Here is a 14,457-nt window from a genome sequence, read left to right as displayed (position 1 = left end):
GCGCTTACGCTTCGAATCATGGCATGTGCCGGAAAGCATATAATGCACCTGTCGGCGCCGTTCGCGGCGACGGCACGAACCATCCACGCTATTCTCAAGAGGGAAAATACCATGACCAATTCGCAGTCTTCTTCGGCATCGCGCCGCGATCTGCTGGCCGGCGTCGGCGTCGCGACGGCCGTCGCGGTCGCCGCCACGGAGGCCGGGGCCGCGGCGAAACCGCCGGCGAAGGCGCCGCCGGCGCGCGCGCATGAGAGCTATGTCACGACCAAGGACGGCGTCCAGATCTACTACAAGGATTGGGGCTCGGGTCGGCCCATCGTGTTCAGCCATGGTTGGCCGCTGTCGGCGGACGACTGGGACGCGCAGATGATGTTCTTCCTCAATCACGGCTATCGGGTGATCGCGCATGACCGCCGCGGCCATGGCCGCTCGACCCAGGTCGCGAACGGCCACGACATGGACCACTATGCCGACGACCTGCTGGCGGTGGTCGAGCACCTCGACCTGAAGGGCGCGGTGCATGTCGGACACTCCACCGGCGGCGGCGAGGTGACCCGCTACATTGCCCGCCACGGCCAGGCGCGCGTCGCCAAGGGCGTGCTGATCAGCGCCGTGCCGCCGCTGATGGTGAAGACCGACGCCAATCCGGAAGGCCTGCCCAAATCGGTGTTCGACGACTTCCAGGCCCAGGTCGCGACCAATCGCGCGCAGTTCTATCGCGACGTGCCGGCGGGGCCGTTCTACGGCTACAACCGGCCGGGTACGAAGCCGTCGGAGGGCATCATCCAGAACTGGTGGCGCCAGGGCATGATGGGCGGCGCCAAGGCGCATTACGACGGCATCGTCGCCTTCTCGCAGACCGATTTCACCGCCGACCTGAAGAAGATCACCGTGCCGGTGCTGGTGATGCATGGCGACGACGACCAGATCGTGCCTTACGCGGACTCCGCGCCGAAATCCGCCGCGCTCCTGAAGAACGGCACGCTGAAGACCTATCACGGCTTCCCGCACGGGATGCCGACCACCGAAGCGCCGACGATCAACGCCGACCTGCTGGCGTTCATCCAGAGCTGATCGGTTCCAAGACGCCTTGGATCGCCCGCGTCGTGCGGGCGATCCAATCGCGCGCCGGACGTTCACTCCGCCGCGCTGCTGAGCTTTGCTTCGTTCCGGTGCGGCAGGACCCAGTCCTTGCGGATGAAGTGGCAGGTGTAGCCGCTGGGATATTTCACCAGATAGTCCTGGTGCTCCGGCTCGGCCTCCCAGAACGCGCCGGCCGGCTTGACCTCGGTCACGACCTTGCCCGGCCATAGGCCGGAGGCTTCGACATCGGCGATGGTGTCCAGCGCGACGCGCTTCTGCTCGTCGTTGGTGTAGAAGATCGCAGAGCGGTAGCTGCGGCCGCGGTCATTGCCCTGGCGGTCCACGGTCGTGGGATCGTGGATCTGGAAGAAGAATTCCAGGAGCTTGCGATAGCCGATCTTCGCCGGATCGAAGGCGATCTCGACCGCCTCGGCGTGGTCGCCGTGATTGCGGTAGGTCGCGTTCGGGGTGTCGCCGCCGCTGTAGCCGACGCGGGTGGAGATCACGCCGGGATATTTGCGCAGGAGGTCCTGCACGCCCCAAAAGCATCCGCCCGCGAGAATGGCCCGTTCTTCGCTCATTTCTGCCTCCAGTTTTCGGCTGTGAACAGCTTCAGATAGTCGCCATAGCCCTCTTTCTCAAGGTCGGCGAGGGGTACGAAGCGCAGCGCGGCGGAATTGATGCAGTAGCGCAGACCGCCCGCCTCCTCCGGCCCGTCGTCGAAGACATGGCCGAGATGGCTGTCGGCGCCGCCCGAGCGGACTTCGGTGCGCCGCATGCCCAGCGTCGTGTCGGTGCGTTCGACGATCTTGCCGCCCGCGACCGGCTTGGTGAAGCTGGGCCAGCCGCAGCCGCTGTCGAATTTGTCGGCCGACGCGAACAAGGGCTCGCCGGACACGATGTCGACATAGAGGCCAGGGTCCTTGGCGTCCCAGAATGCGTTCTCGAACGGCCGCTCGGTGCCGCTCTGCTGGGTGACGCGGTATTGCTCCGGCGTCAGCCGGGCGATCGCGGCTTCGTCTTTCTTGTAGGCGGACATCGTGTTCTCCTCCGTCAGGCGGCTTTGCGCCCCGCCCGGTCGAGCGTGGCGAATTCGTCGTCGCTCAGACGAATGTCGACCGCCGCCACGTTCTCTTCGAGATGACGGACTTTCGACGTGCCGGGGATGGGCAGCATCACCGGACTGCGCTTCAGCACCCATGCCAGCGCGACCTGGCTGGGCGCCGCCTTGTGCTTCCGCGCGATCGCATCGAGCACCGATCCGGGTTTCGCGAGGCTTCCGGCCGCCAGCGGGAACCAGGGAATGAAACCGATGCCGCGTTTCTCGCAATGGTCGAGCACGGCCTCGCTGCCGCGATCCACCAGGTTGTAACGGTTCTGGACCGTGGCGACCTGGAACACTTTCGAAGCGGCTTCGATGTCGGCGACCGAGACTTCGCTCAGCCCCGCATGCTTGATCAGACCGTCCTTCAGCAGCGACTTGATCGCGCCGAACTGCTCGCCGGCAGGGACCTTGGGATCGATGCGATGCAGCTGCCACAGGCCGATCTGCTCTACGCCGAGCTGCGTGAGGCTCTTATGCGCTTCTTTGATGAGATAGTCGGGCCGGCCGTTCGGCGTCCACACATTCGGGCCGGAGCGTTCCAGACCGGCTTTGGTCGCGATCAGCATGCCTTTGTAGGGGTGCAGCGCCTCATGGATGAGCTTCTCCGACACATCGGGTCCGTAAGAGTCGGCGGTGTCGATGAAGTTCACGCCGAGTTCGGGCAAGCGCTTCAACGTGCGCAGGCATTCGGCGCGGTCGGCGGGCTCACCCCAGATGCCGTCGCCGGTGATGCGCATGGCGCCGAAACCGAGCCGATGGACCTCGACATCGCCGCCGATCTTGAAAGTGCCGGATAAAGCTGCGTCGGCCATGATGGGCTCCTGACTTATGCGTCGGCGGCCCGCCCCTCATAGGCACAACGCTCGCCGCAACTCTCGCGAAGAACCGTGACCCGCACAAGACCCGGAAGGGTAGTTGCGAGCCGATCCCAGATCCAGCGCGCGATGTTTTCCATCGTCGCCGGGCCCATGTCCTTGATGTCGTCGAGGAATTGATGATCCAGTTGCGCGCGGACCTCGCCCAGTTGCCGTTCGAGCACGCCGATGTCCACCACCATGCCGGAGGCGCGGTCGGGCGTTCCGGCGACCGTGACCTCCGCCTTATACGAGTGCCCGTGAATGCGCTGGCTGGCCTCGCGGTCGATGTCGCGGCGCAGCGTATGCGCCGCCTCGAAACCGAAGGCTTTCGTCAATTCCCACATGATGCGCAGGATTCTCCAAGACCGATCGTGGGCAGATAGCACAATCCTGCGCCCGGATCGCCTCGATCCTTTGCAAATTTGTCACGCGTCGCTCAGCGGTCGACCATGGCGAAGGCGCGCTCGGTGTAGCGCGGGCCGGATACCGAGACGCCGTCGAGCTTCGCGACGTCGCCGGCCGCCAGAACCAGCGAGGCGCCGCCGAGATTTTCCTCCAGATATTTGCGCCGCTTGGTGCCCGGGATCGGCACGACATGCGGTCCGCGCTGCAGCAGCCAGGCGAGCGCGACCTGCGCCGGCTTCGCCTCATGCGCCGCGGCGATCTCGCGCACCAGATCGGCGATGCGCAGATTGGCCGCGAAATTCCCGCCCTGGAGGCGCGGATCGTTCTGGGCACGGAAATCGTTCGGCGCGTAGTCTTCGGCGCGCTTCGCCTCGCCGGTGAGAAAGCCGCGCCCGAGCGGGCTGAACGGCACAAGACCGACGCCGAATTCCACGAGGGTCGGGATAATGCGATCCTCGATCCCGCGCTCCCAGATCGAATATTCGCTCTGCAGGGCCGCGACCGGCTGCACGGCATGGGCGCGGCGGATCGTCTTCTCGCCGGCTTCGGACAGACCGAAGTGAAGGACTTTGCCCTCGGCGATCAGCGCCTTCACCGTGCCCGCGACGTCCTCGATCGGCACATTGGGATCGACGCGGTGCTGATAGAGAAGATCGATGCGGTCGGTCCGGAGCCGCTTCAGCGAAGCCTCCACCACCGCGCGGATATGCGCCGGCCGGCTGTCGGTGCCCTGCATCGTGCCATCGGCGATGACGAAGCCGAACTTGGTGGCGAGCGTCACCCGGTCGCGCCGGCCCTTCAGCGCGCGGCCGAGCAGTTCCTCGTTGGTGAACGGGCCGTAGACCTCAGCCGTATCGAGGAAGGTGCAGCCCAGCTCGATGGCGCGATGGATAGTCGCGATGGATTCCGCGTCGTCCGGCGTACCATAGGCATGGCTCATGCCCATGCAGCCGAGGCCGAGGGCGGAAACTTCGAGTTTTCCCAGTGTGCGTTTGGGCAGCATGTCGGTTCTCCTTTAGGCCGCGTTGCGCAGCGATGCCATGTCGATGACGAAACGGTATTTCACGTCGTTCTTCAGCAGGCGCTCATAGGCCGTGTTCACGGCCTCAATCGGGATCATCTCGATATCGCTGACGATGCCGTGCTCGGCGCAGAAATCGATCATCTCCTGCGTTTCCTTCATGCCGCCGATGGCGGAGCCCGTGACGCTCTTGCGTCCCGCGATCAGGCCGACGCCCTTGAGCGCCGGCTCCAGCTCGGTCAGCACGCCGACCAGCGCCATGGTGCGGTCGCGCTTGAGCAGATCGATATAGGGATTGAGATCGTGGCCGACCGGAATGGTGTTGAGCAGGAAGTCGAAGCTCGCCTTGTGCGCCGCCATGGCGGCCGCGTCGCGCGAGACCAGCACGTCGTCGGCGCCCAGGCGCCTGGCGTCCCTGCCCTTCTCCGGCGAGCTCGTGATCATCACGACATGGGCGCCCAGCGCATGCGCGAACTTCACGCCCATATGGCCGAGGCCGCCCAGCCCGATCACGCCGACCTTCTGGCCGGAACCGACCTTCCAATGGCGCAGCGGCGAATAGGTGGTGATGCCGGCGCACAGCAGCGGCGCGACGGCCTTCAGGTCCATATGGGCCGGGATATTCACCACGAAGCGCTCCTCGACCACGATCTGCTCGGAATAGCCGCCGAAGACCAGCCGGTTGCTGTCGCGCTCCTTGCCGTTATAGGTCGGGGTCGGCCCGCCGTTCTCGCAATATTGTTCAAGATTGTCGTTGCAGGCGGAGCAGTGACGGCAGGAATCGACCATGCAGCCCACGCCGGCATAGTCGCCGACCTTCAGCTTTTCGACATGTTTCCCGACCGCGACGACGCGGCCGACGATCTCGTGTCCCGGCACCATGGGATAGAGCGCCCCGCCCCAATCGTCGCGGGCCTGGTGCAGGTCGGAGTGGCAGATGCCGGCGTAGAGGATCTCGATCTGGATATCGTGCGACCCCGGGTCGCGCCGCTCGAAGCTGAACGGAACGAGCGGAGAATGGGGGTCATGGGCCGCATAGCCGCGAACCTGGATCATGGGATTGCCTCGGATTTGATTAGCCTGGTCGGAAAATAGGGACGGGTGTGCGCCGCAGCAACGTTGAGTTTTTGCACGAGTTGTTGAATAACGCTCAAGAATGAGCGTTCAGCCGACCCTCGCCCATCTCACGGTTTTCGCCGCCGTCGCGCGCACCACGAGCTTTCAACGCGCGGGCGCCGAAACCGGCCTGTCGACATCGGCCGTCAGCCACGCGATCCGCGGGCTGGAGGAGCGGCTGGGCGTCAGCCTGTTCAACCGCACCACGCGCAGCGTGGCGCTGACCGAGGCCGGCCGGCGCCTGCTCGAGCGGCTCACCCCGGCGCTACGCGATGTCGGCGATGCGCTGGACGAGATGAACGGCTTCCGCGACACGCCGACCGGAACGCTCCGGATCAACGCCTCGCGTGTCGCGGCGCATCTTCTCCTGGCGCCCCTCATCCCGAAGTTCCTCGCGGCCTATCCGGACATGCATCTGGAGATCGTGAACGACGACGGCCTGGTCGACATCGTGGGACGCGGCTTCGATGCCGGCATCCGTTTCGAGGAACAGGTGCCGGAGGACATGGTGGCCGTGCATATCGGCGCGCCTCTGCGCCTGGTCGTGGTCGGGGCGCCAAACTATTTCGCGCGGCATCCCGCGCCGACGCATCCCGACGATCTGCTCGAACACGACTGCATCCGCCATCGCTTCGCCAGCGGGCGCTTCTATCGCTGGGAATTCGAGAAGGGCAACGCCAAGATCGAGATGGCAGTGAAGGGGCGCGTGGCGCTCGGCGACCAGGACCTGATGGTCGGCGTGGCGTTGAGCGGCCATTGCCTCGCCTTCGTGTTCGAGGACGTCGTGGAAAATGCCCTCGCCGACGGCCGGCTCGTCCGTGTGCTCGAAGATTGGTGCCCGCGTTTTCCGGGATTCACGCTGTACTATCCGCGGCAGCGGCGCGTGTCGGCCGCCTTGCGCGCCTTCATCGACATGGCCAAGGCCGCCCGCCCGGCATGAAAACCCTGCTATAAGCGGCAGCCATGCTTGTCCGCCACCTTGCCTATTTCGTGACCCTGGCGCGGGAGCGTCACTTCGCGCGCGCCGCCGAGGCCAGCAATGTGGCGCAGCCGACGCTGTCCGCCGCCATCCGCAAGCTGGAAGAGGATCTCGAGGCCCGCCTCGTGATCCGCAATCATCACTTCGTCGGGTTGACGCCCGAAGGCGAGCGCGTGCTCGCCTGGGGCCGGCAGATCCTGACCGACTACAACAGCCTGCGCGAAGACCTTTCGCGGCTGCGCAAGGGGATGGTCGGCACGCTCAGGCTCGGCGTCATTCCGGCGGCGATGCCTTCGGTGTCGTTCCTGACGGCGCGGTTCTGCAAGGACCATCCGGCGGCGGATGTCGAAATCCAGTCGCTGAACTCGCGCGCCATCCAGCGCGGGCTGGACGCGTTCGAGCTCGACGGCGGCATCACCTATCTGGAGAACGAGCCGCTGGAGAATGTGCGCCGCATTCCGCTCTATCGTGAACACTATGTGTTCGTGACGCGGCGCGAGCATCCGCTGGCGGCGCGCCGCACCGTCACCTGGACGGAGGCCGCCGGGGAAAAGCTCTGTCTCCTCAGCGAGGACATGCAGAACCGGCGCATCATCACCAATCTTCTCGCGTCGATCGGCGTGGCAATATCCCCACCGATCGTGAGCAATTCCTTTCTGGGCATCTACTCGCATCTGCAGCACGGCGAATGGTCGAGCATCGTGCCGCATACCTTCTCCTACATGTTCGGCGGCATGCGCGATCTCGTCGCGGTCGATCTCGTCGAGCCGGTGCACACGCAATCCATCGGACTCGTGCTTTCCAATCGCGAGCCGCCATCGCCGATGTCGAACGCGCTGCTGGCGTCGGTGCTGGAAGGCGATCTCGGTTTCACCTTTTCGCAACCGCGAGAGGCTTGATCGGAATCGCCTATCAGGCGTTCCAAAGCTTTCATTGGATACCGCGATGCAAGCGGGACAAGTATCGCGCCGTTCGATGCGAGACGAAGGCGCGCCAAGCGCACGCTTCCTTCGAACGAGGAAACGATCCAGTGCGCGACATTTCGACCACAATCCATGCGACCGCCATGGGCGTTCCTCTTCCGCAAAATTCGAAGCACGAGGAATATCCAAATGGCGAAAGTTGTTTGCGTTCTCTATGACGATCCGGTCACGGGCTATCCCAAATCCTATGCGCGGGACGATCTGCCGAAGATAGACTTCTATCCGGGCGGGCAGACGCTGCCGACGCCGGAAGCGATCGACTTCAAGCCGGGCACGCTGCTCGGCAGCGTGTCGGGCGAGCTGGGCTTGCGCAAATATCTCGAATCCCACGGCCACAAATTCGTCGTGACCTCCGACAAGGATGGCCCGGACTCGGTGTTCGAGCGCGAGCTGGTCGATGCCGACATCGTGATCTCGCAGCCCTTCTGGCCGGCCTATCTCACCGCCGAGCGCATCGCCAAGGCCAAGAACCTGAAGCTCGCGATCACCGCCGGCATCGGGTCCGACCATGTCGACCTCAAGGCGGCGAGCGAGCGCGGCATCTCGGTCGTCGAAGTCACCTATTGCAACTCGATCAGCGTGTCCGAGCACGTCGTGATGATGATCCTGGGGCTGGTGCGCAACTACATCCCCTCCTATCGGTGGGTGGTGAAGGGCGGCTGGAACATCGCCGACTGCGTGGCGCGCTCCTATGACGTCGAAGGCATGCATGTCGGCACCGTGGCCGCCGGGCGCATCGGCCTCGCCGTGCTGAAGCGGCTCAAGCCCTTCGACATGCATCTGCACTATTACGACCGTCATCGCTTGCCCGAGGCGGTCGAGAAGGAGTTGAACCTCACCTGGCATCCCAATGTCGAGGACATGGTGAAGGTGTGCGACGTCGTCACCATCAACGCGCCGCTGCATCCCGAGACTGAGGGCCTGTTCAACGACAAGCTGCTGTCGAAGATGAAGCGCGGCGCCTATCTGGTGAACACGGCGCGCGGCAAGATCTGCGACCGCGACGCCATCGTGCGCGCGCTGGAGAGCGGCCAGCTCGCCGGCTATGCGGGCGACGTCTGGTTCCCGCAGCCCGCGCCGAAGGACCATCCCTGGCGGACCATGCCGCATCACGGCATGACGCCGCATATCTCGGGCACCTCGCTGTCGGCGCAGACGCGCTATGCGGCGGGCACGCGCGAAATCCTGGAATGCTTCTTCGAGGGGCGGCCGATCCGCGACGAATATCTGATCGTGCAGGGCGGCAAGCTCGCGGGCACCGGCGCGCATTCCTACAGCGAAGGCAACGCCACCAAGGGCTCCGAAGAAGCGGCCAAGTTCAAACGCTAAGAACACGGGCGAAGGGCCGGCGCGGGCCGGCCCTTCGTTTTTTGGAATCTCCGAATGTCCACACAGGACGACGCATCGAAGCTGGGGCCGGAACCACTGCCGTCGCTCGCGCGCAAGCTCGGCTTCGCGGCGATCTCCGGCCTCGGCGGGTTCGTCGTGATCTTCCTGCTCGCGCAGGCGACCGCCAGCCTGCACAGCCTGCTTCTCATCGCGCCGTTCGGCGCGAGCTGCGTGCTGGTGTTCGCGCTGCCGCACAGCCCCCTGGCGCAGCCGCGCAATGTGATCGGCGGGCATCTGGTGTCCGCCGCGGTCGGCCTGTCGGTTTACGCGCTGCTCGGCGCCGCGCCGTGGAGTTTGGGGCTCGCGGTCGGGCTTTCCATCGCGCTCATGGAATTGACCGGGACGCTGCATCCACCGGCCGGCGCCGATCCCATCGTCGCGATCATGGCCAAGGCGGGATGGACCTTCCTGCTGTCGCCGGTGCTCGCGGGCGCGGTGCTGATCGTCGCCGGCGCCTTCGTCTATCACCGCATCCTTTCGCATCGACCCTATCCACTCCCATAAAATCCGGAGACCTCATGACCAGCGCAACCTTTTCCGGCACGGGCGGCTCAAGCTTTCTCGCGCGCGAGCGCACCATCGCCGGTCCCGCCTTCAATCGCTGGCTGGTGCCGCCCGCGGCGCTCGCCATCCATCTGTGCATCGGCATGGCCTATGGCTTCAGCGTGTTCTGGCTGCCGATGAGCAAGATGCTGCCGGGCGCGGCCATCTGCTCATCCGGCTTCCTGGCCGAACTGACCGCGCGCAACTGCAACTGGTCGGTCGCCGACGTCACGCACATCTTCGAGACCTTCATCGCCATGCTCGGCATCTCGGCGGCGATCTGGGGCGGCTGGCTGGAGCGCGCCGGTCCGCGACGGGCCGGGCTCTACGCCGCGCTGTGCTGGGGCGGCGGGCTGATCCTGGGCGGCTATGGCGTGATGATCCACCAGCTCTGGCTGGTCTATCTCGGCTGCGGCTTCATCGGCGGCATCGGGCAGGGACTGGGCTACATCACGCCGGTCTCGACCCTGATCAAATGGTTTCCCGACCGCCGCGGCATGGCGACGGGCTTCGCCATCATGGGCTATGGCGGCGGCGCGATGATCGGCTCGCCGCTCGCCGTCTGGCTGATGGCGCGCTTCGCGGGCGACGGCACGTCCGGCGTGTCGACCACGCTGATGGTGCTGGGCGCGGTCTATTTCGCCGCCATGGCGCTCGGCGCCTTCGGCTTCCGCGTCGCGCCGGTCGGCTGGAAGCCCGCCGGCTGGACCCAGCCCGCGGCCTCGAAAGGCGGCATGATCACCGGCCGCCATGTCCATCTGAACGTGGCGTGGAAGACGCCGCAATTCTGGCTGATCTGGGGCGTGTTGTGCATGAACGTCACGGCCGGCATCGCGGTGATCTCGATGGCAAGCCCGATGCTGCAGGACGTGTTCGGCGGCAAGCTGCTCGGCCTCGACGCGCACGCCGCGCTCACCGATGCGCAGAAGGCCGCGATCGTCGCGGCGGCGGCGGGACTGGTCGGGCTGATCAGCCTGTTCAACAGCCTCGGCCGGCTGTTCTGGGCGTCGCTGTCGGATTTTCTCGGCCGCAAGAACACCTATTTCGTGTTCTTCACGCTCGGCATCGTTCTCTACTGCCTCCTGCCGACCTGGGGCCATATGGGCCTCGCGGCGGCGTTCGTCGCCTCGGTCTGCATCATCATCACGATGTATGGCGGCGGCTTCGCCACCCTGCCCGCCTATCTCGCCGACATCTTCGGCACCCAGATGGTAGGCGCGATCCATGGCCGGCTGATCACCGCCTGGTCGGTGGCGGGCGTCGCGGGGCCGGCGCTGATCGCGGGGCTGCGCGACACGCAGCTTGCGCATGGCGTCGCCAAGACCCTGGTCTATGACGGGACGCTCTACATCATGGCGGGCCTTCTGCTCGTCGGCCTGCTCTGCAATCTGTTCGTGCGGCCGGTCGCCGAGAAGAACTACATGACCGACGAACAGCTCGCGCATGAGCGCTCGCTGCAGCACGAGGACCGCGTGACGGCCGACGCCGTCACGGCGGCGCGCGGCCCCTTCGGCGGGCTCGGCATCCTGGCCTGGCTGGCAGTGGGAATTCCGTTCCTGATCGGGCTCTATATCGCCCTCGCCAAGGCGGCGGCGCTGTTCTGACGCGACGCGGAATCGGCGGCCGGAGCGACGCCGCTCCTGTCGTGATATACTGCCGGACATAATGCTGTCGGGCCGCCCCAACCTTGCGACGGCGCGGTGCGAGAGGGAGGGCCACCCGTGATTTTGCTCCTGCTGTCCTATCTGGGCGGCGTGCTCACCATCGTCAGCCCGTGCATCCTGCCGGTCCTGCCGTTCGTTTTCGCGCGCGCCGACCAGCCCTTCCTGCGTTCGGGATTGCCGCTGCTGCTGGGCATGGCGCTGACCTTCGCCGCCATCGCGACGCTGGCGACACTGGGCGGCAGTTGGGCCATTCATGCGAACCAGTACGGCCGGATCGCGGCGCTGGTCCTGCTGGCGTTTTTCGGGTTGACGCTGCTGTCGGATTCGCTGGCCGAACGGCTGACGCGCCCGCTCGTGGCGCTCGGCGACCGGCTCAGCCAGAGAACCGGCGGCGCCGGCGACAAGGACGGCCATATCGGCGGCTCGCTTCTGTTGGGCGTCGCCACCGGATTGCTCTGGGCGCCGTGCGCCGGGCCTATTCTCGGCCTGATCCTGACCGGCGCCGCCATCAAGGGCGCGAGCGCCAGCACGACGCTGCTGCTCTTCGCTTACGCGGCGGGCGCCGCGACCTCGCTCGCGGCCGCGCTGTTGGTCGGCGGCCGCGTCTTCGCGTTCATGAAGAAATCGCTGGGCGCCGGCGAGTGGATAAGGCGCGGGCTTGGCGTCGCGGTGCTTCTCGGCGTGGTCGCCATCGCGCTTGGCCTCGACACTGGCCTTCTGACGCGACTGTCGCTCGCCAGCACGGCGGGGCTCGAACAGACGCTGGTGGCGGGAACGCTTCCGACGCGCGCCGCAAAGACCGACGCTGTCGCCGGAAGCAACCGGCCGAGCGAAGGCACCTTCCCGTCGCTCGCCGGCGCGACGACATGGCTCAACTCGCCGCCGCTCACGCCCGCGCAGCTGCGCGGCAAGGTCGTGCTGGTGGATTTCTGGACCTATTCCTGCATCAACTGTCTGCGGTCTCTGCCCTATATCCGGGCCTGGGCGGCCAGGTACAAGGATCACGGCCTGGTCGTGATCGGTGTGCACGCGCCGGAGTTCGCGTTCGAGAAGGATCTCGACAATGTCCGGCGTGCGGTCCGCGATCTCGGGATAACCTATCCCGTCGCCGTCGATAACGATCTGAAGATCTGGCAGGCCTTCAACAACCAGTACTGGCCGGCGCACTATTTCATCGATGCGCAGGGCCGCATCCGCTTCCACCATTTCGGCGAAGGCGAGTACGACCAGTCCGAGCGGGTCATCCAGGAATTGCTGAAAGACGCGGGTTACCGCGGCGTGCCGACGGGCATCGTCAACCCGCAGGCCGCCGGCGCGCTGGCCGCCGCCGACAATGCCGACCTGCAATCGCCGGAGACCTATCTCGGCTACGCGCGGGCGGAGAATTTCGCGTCCGGCACACCGCTGTTCGATGCGCCGCAATCCTATTCCGTGCCGAGCACGCTTCAGCTCAACCAATGGGGCCTGGTCGGGATCTGGACCATCGCCGGCGAGCACGCCTCGCTCGACCGCGCGCCGGGAAAGATCGTCTTCCGCTTCCACGCCCGCGACCTGCATCTGGTGGTGGGTCCCGGACCGGACGGCAAACCGGTGCGGTTCCGGGTGACGGTGGACGGCGCGCCGCCGGGCGCATCGCATGGCGCGGACACGGACGACAAGGGTTTGGGGACCATAACCGGCCAGCGGCTCTATCAACTGGTTCGCCAGAACGGCGCGATTGCCGACCGGACCTTCGCGATCGAGTTTCTGGACCCGGGCGTTCAGGCGTTTTCATTCACCTTCGGCTGATCGGCGCGGCAGCCGAATTGGCTTCGCAGGAGCGTGATATTCGTGCAAATATCATGTTCGGACCGGACGGATTTCCGGTCAGGCAATGCAAAAAAACCGGGAAGAGGACACGCGGATGGGCACTTACAAACTACTGATCGACGGCAAGCTGGAAGACGGCGACGCCGTGATGGACGTGATCAATCCGGCGACCGAAGAGGTCCTTTCCGAGTGCCCGCGCGGCTCGAAGGCGCAGCTCGACAAGGCCGTCGCGGCGGCGAAGGCGGCCTTCCCGGCGTGGAGCCGCAAGACGCTCGACGAGCGCAAGCAAGTGCTGAACGCCATCGCCGACGTCGTGGAGAAGAACGCCGCCGAGCTGGGCCGGCTCCTGACCCAGGAACAGGGCAAGCCCTTGGGCGATGCCATCGGCGAAGCCTATGGCCTGGCCGCGTTCTGCCGCTATTTCACCTCGCTCGACCTGCCCACCAAGGTCATCGAGGAGAGCGCGGGCCGCAAGGTCGAATTGCGGCGCAAGCCGCTCGGCGTCATCGGCGCGATCGTGCCGTGGAATTTCCCCCTGATCCTGATCGGCCTGAAGATGCCGGCGGCGCTCCTGGCGGGCAATACGATCGTTCTGAAACCGGCGCCAACCACGCCCTTGACCGCGCTGAAGCTCGGCGAGCTGCTCAAAGACGTCGTTCCGCCCGGCGTGCTGAACATCGTCACCGACGCCAACGACCTGGGCGGCGAACTGACCAAGCATCCCGACGTGCGCAAGATCTCCTTCACCGGCTCGACCGCGACCGGCCGGAAGGTGATGGAGGGCGCCGCCTCGACGCTCAAGCGCATCACGCTGGAACTGGGCGGCAACGACGCCGGCATCGTGCTCGACGACGTCGATCCCAAGACCGCGGCGCAGAAAATCTTCGACGGCGCATTCCAGAACAGCGGCCAGGTCTGCATCGCGATGAAGCGGCTCTATGTTCATGAGTCGATCTACGACGAGATGTGCGACGAGCTCGCGGCCATCGCCGACGCCACGGTGATCGGCGACGGCCTCGAACAGGGTACCAAGCTCGGGCCGCTGCAAAACCGCATGCAGTTCGAAAAGGTGAAGGAGATCCTGGAAGACGCGCGCAAGCACGGCACCGTGATCGCCGGCGGCGGCGCGACGCCCGAGAAGGGCTTCTTCGTCCGCCCCACCATCGTGCGCGACATCACCGACGGAACGCGGCTGGTGGACGAGGAGCAGTTCGGCCCGGTCCTGCCCGTGATCAAATACGCCGATCCGGAAGACGCCCTGGCGCGGGCCAATGCCTCGCCCTACGGCCTGGGCGGCTCCATCTGGTCGTCGAACATGGACCGCGCGCATGCGCTCGCCGAGCGGATGGACGCCGGCACGGTGTGGATTAACAAGCACATCGATCTGGCGCCCCACATCCCGTTCGGCGGCGCCAAGCAATCGGGACTCGGAGTCGAAATGGGCGAGGAAGGCCTGGCCGAGTTCACCCAATTGCAGGTCATCAACGCGTCGGCATAAGC

Annotated in this window: 14 protein-coding genes; 8 read left to right on the top strand and 6 right to left on the bottom strand. The window is 65.8% G+C overall.

Annotated elements, in window-relative coordinates; all coding sequences use genetic code 11:
- Window positions 1-111 precede the first annotated feature (111 nt).
- Complete coding sequence (locus WDN01_03280; GenBank protein ID MEJ0025029.1) at window positions 112-1,077, top strand: alpha/beta hydrolase; 966 nt, start codon at window positions 112-114, stop codon at window positions 1,075-1,077.
- Window positions 1,078-1,139: 62 nt separating this feature from the next.
- Here WDN01_03280 and msrA read toward each other — a convergent pair whose 3' ends face one another.
- From msrA to WDN01_03250, 6 genes are all read right to left on the bottom strand, one after another.
- A complete protein-coding gene (msrA, locus tag WDN01_03275) occupies window positions 1,140-1,667 on the bottom strand; it encodes a peptide-methionine (S)-S-oxide reductase MsrA (protein MEJ0025028.1) in 528 nt (175 codons plus the stop codon).
- The gene (msrB, locus tag WDN01_03270) at window positions 1,664-2,125 is read right to left on the bottom strand and encodes a peptide-methionine (R)-S-oxide reductase MsrB (protein MEJ0025027.1); all 462 of its coding nucleotides are present in this window, start codon (window positions 2,123-2,125) and stop codon (window positions 1,664-1,666) included. Before msrB ends, msrA begins: the two co-directional genes overlap by 4 nt.
- Before the next feature lie 14 nt (window positions 2,126-2,139).
- Window positions 2,140-3,003, bottom strand: a complete 864-nt coding sequence (locus WDN01_03265) for an aldo/keto reductase (protein ID MEJ0025026.1) — start codon at window positions 3,001-3,003, stop codon at window positions 2,140-2,142.
- A 14-nt stretch (window positions 3,004-3,017) separates the two neighbouring features.
- Window positions 3,018-3,392 carry a 6-carboxytetrahydropterin synthase gene (locus WDN01_03260; GenBank protein ID MEJ0025025.1) on the bottom strand — a complete coding sequence of 125 codons (375 nt, stop codon included), beginning with the start codon at window positions 3,390-3,392 and terminating at the stop codon, window positions 3,018-3,020.
- Window positions 3,393-3,484: 92 nt separating this feature from the next.
- The gene (locus tag WDN01_03255) at window positions 3,485-4,456 is read right to left on the bottom strand and encodes an aldo/keto reductase (GenBank protein ID MEJ0025024.1); all 972 of its coding nucleotides are present in this window, start codon (window positions 4,454-4,456) and stop codon (window positions 3,485-3,487) included.
- Between the two features lie 12 nt (window positions 4,457-4,468).
- Window positions 4,469-5,530, bottom strand: a complete 1,062-nt coding sequence (locus WDN01_03250) for an NAD(P)-dependent alcohol dehydrogenase (GenBank protein ID MEJ0025023.1) — start codon at window positions 5,528-5,530, stop codon at window positions 4,469-4,471.
- A 100-nt stretch (window positions 5,531-5,630) separates the two neighbouring features.
- On the opposite strand from WDN01_03250, the gene WDN01_03245 reads away from it, so the two are divergent.
- From WDN01_03245 to WDN01_03215, 7 genes are all read left to right on the top strand, one after another.
- A complete protein-coding gene (locus WDN01_03245) occupies window positions 5,631-6,530 on the top strand; it encodes a LysR family transcriptional regulator (protein MEJ0025022.1) in 900 nt (299 codons plus the stop codon).
- 23 nt (window positions 6,531-6,553) lie between these two features.
- The gene (locus tag WDN01_03240; GenBank protein MEJ0025021.1) at window positions 6,554-7,468 is read left to right on the top strand and encodes a LysR family transcriptional regulator; all 915 of its coding nucleotides are present in this window, start codon (window positions 6,554-6,556) and stop codon (window positions 7,466-7,468) included.
- Between the two features lie 213 nt (window positions 7,469-7,681).
- A complete protein-coding gene (locus tag WDN01_03235) occupies window positions 7,682-8,881 on the top strand; it encodes an NAD-dependent formate dehydrogenase (protein ID MEJ0025020.1) in 1,200 nt (399 codons plus the stop codon).
- A gap of 54 nt (window positions 8,882-8,935) precedes the next feature.
- Window positions 8,936-9,445 carry an HPP family protein gene (locus tag WDN01_03230; protein ID MEJ0025019.1) on the top strand — a complete coding sequence of 170 codons (510 nt, stop codon included), beginning with the start codon at window positions 8,936-8,938 and terminating at the stop codon, window positions 9,443-9,445.
- A 14-nt stretch (window positions 9,446-9,459) separates the two neighbouring features.
- Complete coding sequence (locus WDN01_03225) at window positions 9,460-11,088, top strand: OFA family MFS transporter (GenBank protein MEJ0025018.1); 1,629 nt, start codon at window positions 9,460-9,462, stop codon at window positions 11,086-11,088.
- 117 nt (window positions 11,089-11,205) lie between these two features.
- Window positions 11,206-12,936, top strand: a complete 1,731-nt coding sequence (locus WDN01_03220; protein MEJ0025017.1) for a cytochrome c biogenesis protein DipZ — start codon at window positions 11,206-11,208, stop codon at window positions 12,934-12,936.
- A gap of 115 nt (window positions 12,937-13,051) precedes the next feature.
- Complete coding sequence (locus WDN01_03215; protein ID MEJ0025016.1) at window positions 13,052-14,455, top strand: aldehyde dehydrogenase family protein; 1,404 nt, start codon at window positions 13,052-13,054, stop codon at window positions 14,453-14,455.
- The last annotated feature ends 2 nt before the right edge of the window (window positions 14,456-14,457 follow it).

The sequence above is a fragment of the Rhizomicrobium sp. genome, from assembly GCA_037200985.1.
GTDB lineage: Bacteria > Pseudomonadota > Alphaproteobacteria > Micropepsales > Micropepsaceae > Rhizomicrobium.
Note: the sequence above shows the minus strand (reverse complement) of the source record. Positions and strands in the feature narration are given on the sequence as shown.